This window comes from Pseudoduganella sp. RAF53_2 (genome assembly GCF_052113985.1).
GTDB lineage: Bacteria > Pseudomonadota > Gammaproteobacteria > Burkholderiales > Burkholderiaceae_D > Rugamonas.
The window spans coordinates 1-4,493 of the sequence record NZ_JBFRDW010000503.1; the positions used below are offsets into that span (position 1 = coordinate 1).

The 4,493-nt window shown below is 61.3% G+C and carries 6 protein-coding genes and 1 pseudogene; 2 read left to right on the plus strand and 5 right to left on the minus strand.

Features of this window, described 5'->3' with window-relative positions:
- Both AB4Z11_RS23990 and AB4Z11_RS23995 read right to left on the minus strand, forming a co-directional pair.
- A partial coding sequence (locus tag AB4Z11_RS23990; RefSeq protein WP_442028182.1) for a hypothetical protein occupies positions 1–218 on the minus strand: 218 nt, incomplete at its 3' end.
- A complete protein-coding gene (locus tag AB4Z11_RS23995) occupies positions 215–625 on the minus strand; it encodes a hypothetical protein (protein ID WP_442028183.1) in 411 nt (136 codons plus the stop codon). The genes AB4Z11_RS23990 and AB4Z11_RS23995, both read right to left, overlap by 4 nt.
- 170 nt (positions 626–795) lie before the next feature.
- Here AB4Z11_RS23995 and AB4Z11_RS24000 point away from each other — a divergent pair, with 170 nt between their 5' ends.
- Positions 796–1,638: a universal stress protein gene (locus AB4Z11_RS24000; protein WP_442028184.1), complete on the plus strand. Its 843-nt coding sequence runs from the start codon at positions 796–798 to the stop codon at positions 1,636–1,638.
- Between the two features lie 20 nt (positions 1,639–1,658).
- Positions 1,659–2,501 (plus strand): universal stress protein, encoded by an 843-nt coding sequence (locus AB4Z11_RS24005; protein WP_442028186.1) that lies wholly within the window; start codon positions 1,659–1,661, stop codon positions 2,499–2,501.
- Here AB4Z11_RS24005 and AB4Z11_RS24010 read toward each other — a convergent pair.
- The 3 genes and pseudogenes from AB4Z11_RS24010 to AB4Z11_RS24020 all read right to left on the minus strand — a co-directional run.
- The gene (locus AB4Z11_RS24010; RefSeq protein WP_442028187.1) at positions 2,469–3,173 is read right to left on the minus strand and encodes a potassium channel family protein; all 705 of its coding nucleotides are present in this window, start codon (positions 3,171–3,173) and stop codon (positions 2,469–2,471) included. The two genes, AB4Z11_RS24005 and AB4Z11_RS24010, sit on opposite strands and share 33 nt — an antisense overlap.
- Complete coding sequence (locus AB4Z11_RS24015) at positions 3,170–4,264, minus strand: GGDEF domain-containing protein (protein WP_442028188.1); 1,095 nt, start codon at positions 4,262–4,264, stop codon at positions 3,170–3,172. The genes AB4Z11_RS24010 and AB4Z11_RS24015 overlap by 4 nt, the downstream gene beginning before the upstream one ends.
- A gap of 106 nt (positions 4,265–4,370) precedes the next feature.
- Positions 4,371–4,493 (minus strand): annotated as a pseudogene (locus AB4Z11_RS24020) (glutamine cyclotransferase); the annotation flags it as partial.

Sequence of the window (4,493 nt, forward strand, 5' to 3'; positions counted from 1 at the left end):
AATCCATCCACCGCACCGCTCCCCACGTACTGCCGAATCTCTTCGGCCGCCGCGGCTTCTGACGCGATCATGTCGGTTGCACTGCCCGTCGTCTCACCCAGGACGTAAATACGATCCGCCAGCGCCGCTAGTACAGCCGTCGGGCTCCGTGGCGCATCCGCTGCATTTGCACAGGATGCGACGACTGCCGACGCCAACATCATCATCCGGACCTTCACTTCAAGCCTCCCCGGCTATGCAGCCAGATAACGAAAGACAGAATACAGCCTTGAAGCGCCACGGCGAGAAAGAACTCCGCCGGCAGCTCCCTGAATGTATTGCGAGACAGCAGGTCATACAGGAATACTGAGATCCACACCGGGACCGCGACAAGTAACCACTTCGACCTGCATAACAGCAGCACGCCAGCCAGGAACTTACACCCGCATGCAATGAGCATCGGGTACAGATTGAGGTTCGGGTACACCGTGCTCATGTCGCTAAGGTGCTGCCAACTCGATTTCAAAATCAATGCTGCCATCACGCTACCAGCCAGCAGATATAGCCCGAGCGTCCATCTTGCGAGCAAAATCCACGGCAAACGGACAATTGGCGTTGAACTGACAGATGCATTTTCTGGCGTCATATTTTCCGTTCTTTGATAAAGACCCACCGGCAGTGGCAGGACGGTCTGCTCACTCTAGCTCATCTGGAATTTGTTGTCATGCCGAGAATGGATAACTTGACTCAGGTCATGGAATTCCCCCTTCCGTAAGCCGACACTGGGCAGGTGATATCTATCCGAAGGGGGCTGAGATGTCTTATAAAACTATCCTGGTGCATGCGGACGGTTCGCGTGGCCAGGCGCAACGCATCGAGCTGGCGGCGGCGCTGGCGGAGCAGGAAGAGGCGCATCTGGTTTGCGCCGCAATGACCGGCATTTCGCGCTACGTCTGCGGCTCGCCGGATGCGCTGGCGAATGGCATTGTGCGGCCGGATCTGATTGACCTGGTCCGGCGCAATGCACGAGAGACGCTGGATAACGCGGCCAGTAAACTAAGCCGCCTCGGCGTCGAGTCTTTTGAAACACGGCTGGTCGACGACGATGCCTACGGCGGCCTGCTGCTGCAATCCCGCTATGCCGATCTGGTCATCCTCGGCCAGGCTGACCGCGATGATCCGGCCACGGGCGCCCTGCTTCAGGATCTTCCCGAATACATCATGCTGAACGGCTGCCGGCCGGTGCTGGTGGTGCCATTCGCGGGACAGCTTGCGCCAATCAACGGCACCGCGATCGTGGCCTGGGATGGCAGCTTGCAGTCCGTGCGCGCCATTACCCAGGCCATTCCACTGCTGCGGCGCGCCCAGCGCATCATCGTTGCCCTGTTTGACCCGGTGGTCGGTCCGGATGAGCATGGCGAAAGCCCCGGCGCCGACATCGCGCTGTATCTGGCTCGCCACCGCATCAATGTGGACGTCATGCGCCAGCGCGCCTGTGGCGACACCGGCGAAGCCTTGCTCACCATGGCGGACCGCTTCCACGCCGGCCTGCTGGTCATGGGCGCCTACGGCCATTCACGCTTTCGTGAAATCGCGCTCGGCGGCGTCACGCGCACGGTGCTCAACACCATGACCTTGCCGGTTCTGCTCTCGCATTGAATTCACCAAAGGAGGTAGCCATGTCTTACCGTACGATTCTGGTCCATGTCGACAAATCCGCAAACGCACCAGCACGCATCAAGCTCGCCGCACGTTTGGCGCAGATGGAGGAGGCCCACCTGGTTGGCGCCGCAATGACCGGCATGCCGCGCTATATGTACGCGGGAAGCCCGTTCGATGTCAGCGGCGCGCTGGTCGCCGACTATCTGCGCTACGCATCCAAGCGCTCTGAAGAAGCGCTGGCCAAGTTCGAGGAAGTGGCGGCCAGCGCGGATATCCGTTCGCGTGAAAGCCGCCGCACCGAGGAGGATGAATATTCCGGCCTATGCCTGCAAGCGCGCTACGCCGATCTTCTGGTACTCGGCCAGACTAATCCCGACGATCACGGCGAAGCGGGTCTGCTGCTCGATCTACCCGAATACGTCATCCTCAATTCGGGCCGGCCGGTACTGATGGTGCCCTACGCCGGCGAATTCACCGACATCGGCAAGCGCTGCCTGGTCGCGTGGAATGGCAGCACGCAAGCTGCGCGCGCAGTCACCACGGCGATTCCCCTGCTGCGGCGCGCTTCAACAGTGACGGTTGCCGTGTTCGACGCAAAAGGCAGCGAGGAGGAGCACGGACAGGAACCGGGCGCTGACATCGCGCTGTACCTGGCGCGGCATGGCATTAACGTGGAAGTCGAATCAAGCCCTGCGCCGATCGATACGGGTAACGCCATCCTGTCGCTGGCCGCCAATATGGACGCCGACTTGCTGGTGATGGGTGCCTATGGCCACAGCCGCTTCCGCGAAATGATGCTGGGCGGCGCAACGCGCACTGTGCTGTCGTCAATGACCTTGCCTGTCCTGATGGCTCATTAATTCTGCACGCAACTCGGCAATCTCACGTAACAAAATGCGCATGTCGGCGTGCAGCTCGCGCCGCATGCGCTTTTCATCTTCGCCGACCATCAGCGCGGCGATGCTTGCCGTGACAAGCGACAGCAGGCCAAATCCCAAAATCACAATGAATACCGCCAGCACGCGCGAGGCGGGCGTTGAAGGAACGATGTCTCCATAGCCCACCGTCGCACCGGTTGTGAAGGCCAGCCAGAGGCCGTCTGCATAGCTATGCACCTGCGGCTCAAGCCAGTAGAATCCCCCGCCCGCAAGCGAGATGACGCCGAGCGACCAGGTGCAGATCAGGGCTGGCTGCCGCAGCGGCATGTAGCGCGCCGCAATCGTGACCAGGCGGGAAAATACAGCTGCGCAGTAGACCAGACGCAGAAACCACTCAAGCGGCGGCCAGGGCGGCTCGGACGGCCATGCGCCGGCGATCGTGGCCACGAACAGCATTCCRTCGAAAAGGCCACGCTTGCCGATACGCCGCGCGGGTTTGGCGGCCAGATGGATAGCTAGCAGCAGCGCAGCCACGCCATACAGCAGTTGCCCCGCATAGCGCGCGGCGCTGGCTGCCTCCAGCGAGAGATAGAACGCGGGGATGGTCGCCAGCAGCCCAACGAGTAGCAGTACGGGCATCGATAAATGCTTCATGCCAGCTCCACGCGGTTGCGGCCCTCATGCTTGGCGCGGTACAAGGCACAATCGGCAGCGTGCAGGAGCGACTTCCAGTCCGGACGCTGTTTGTCCAGCATGGCCACACCAATGCTGACGGTCCAGCAAATCGCGCCGTCAGCGCCATCTACCCTTGCCTTCTCGATGCAGCTGCGCAAACGCTCGGCGCATTGCAAGGCCTCCGCCTGGTCGGTTTCCGGCATGATGCAGACGAATTCCTCGCCGCCGATACGTCCGAAGTGATCGATCGCCCGCAACTCCCGCATGCAGACTTCAGCCAGCGAAACGATCACGCTGTCGCCAACCGCATGGCCGTGGCAATCGTTGATGCATTTGAAGTGGTCGATATCGAGCATGGCCACCGCCAGCGGACGTCCATGGCGCCGGGCCAGAGCGAYCGCCCGCTCGGCCAGCTCGAACAGGTAGCCCCGGTTGAACGCGCCGGTTAAGCTGTCGCGCCGCGCGGACTTCAACAGCTGCCCTTCCAGTTCTACCGTTTGCGCCGCAAATGAGCGGATGACGTACATCAGCATCAGCGCAACGGCGATGGCGAAGAAATACAGCATCAACTGGTTGACCGCATCCTGCCAAGGCATGCGCGCCGCGGTGAGCACCGCCAGCAGCGCGCTGGGCACCGCGATGATGCCCAGGAAGTCACGCAAGCGCAAGGTCATGACTGCAACCACGAAGACGCACGAGGTGATGCCAGACAGGCCGTAGAGAAAACCGTCCTGAAGAACGTATTCCGCGATAATCAGCGCGCTGGCATGGGTCAGATACAGAATGCCGCAGCGGTACAGCGGCGCCATGAAGGCGCTGGACGGCAGCCAGGCAAAGGCGCCTATCGCCACCAGCAGGCCGCGTATTCCTAATGCGGCGCCGGCGTTGCCCGCGTCGCGCCAGAAATCCCAGGCGCTGAACAGCAAAATGGCGAGACTGAAAAGCGGACCCAGCACCGGCAGCAGATACAGCAGCTGCCGGACGTGGCGGCTCTCCAGCTCCTGGCTTATCTCATCGGACGCCGCGAACCTGACGGCCCGCAGGCCGAGAGCCAATGGGTTTGCAGCCATGATATCTCCGCAAGTGGTGGCGAACAGCAAGCTTCAATGTAACTGGCAAAGCCGCCACCGTCACCGGGGATATTTGACTCAGGTCAAGTTAGCACCGTAAATTGACTCAGCCTGGACGACGAATCGCGCGGATCTTGCCGGTGCCGCCACCGCCGCAGAAGAATCGGTCCTTGCCATCCGATTCCAGGCCGGAAACATTCACCCCGGCCGGCATATCGATGTATTCCAG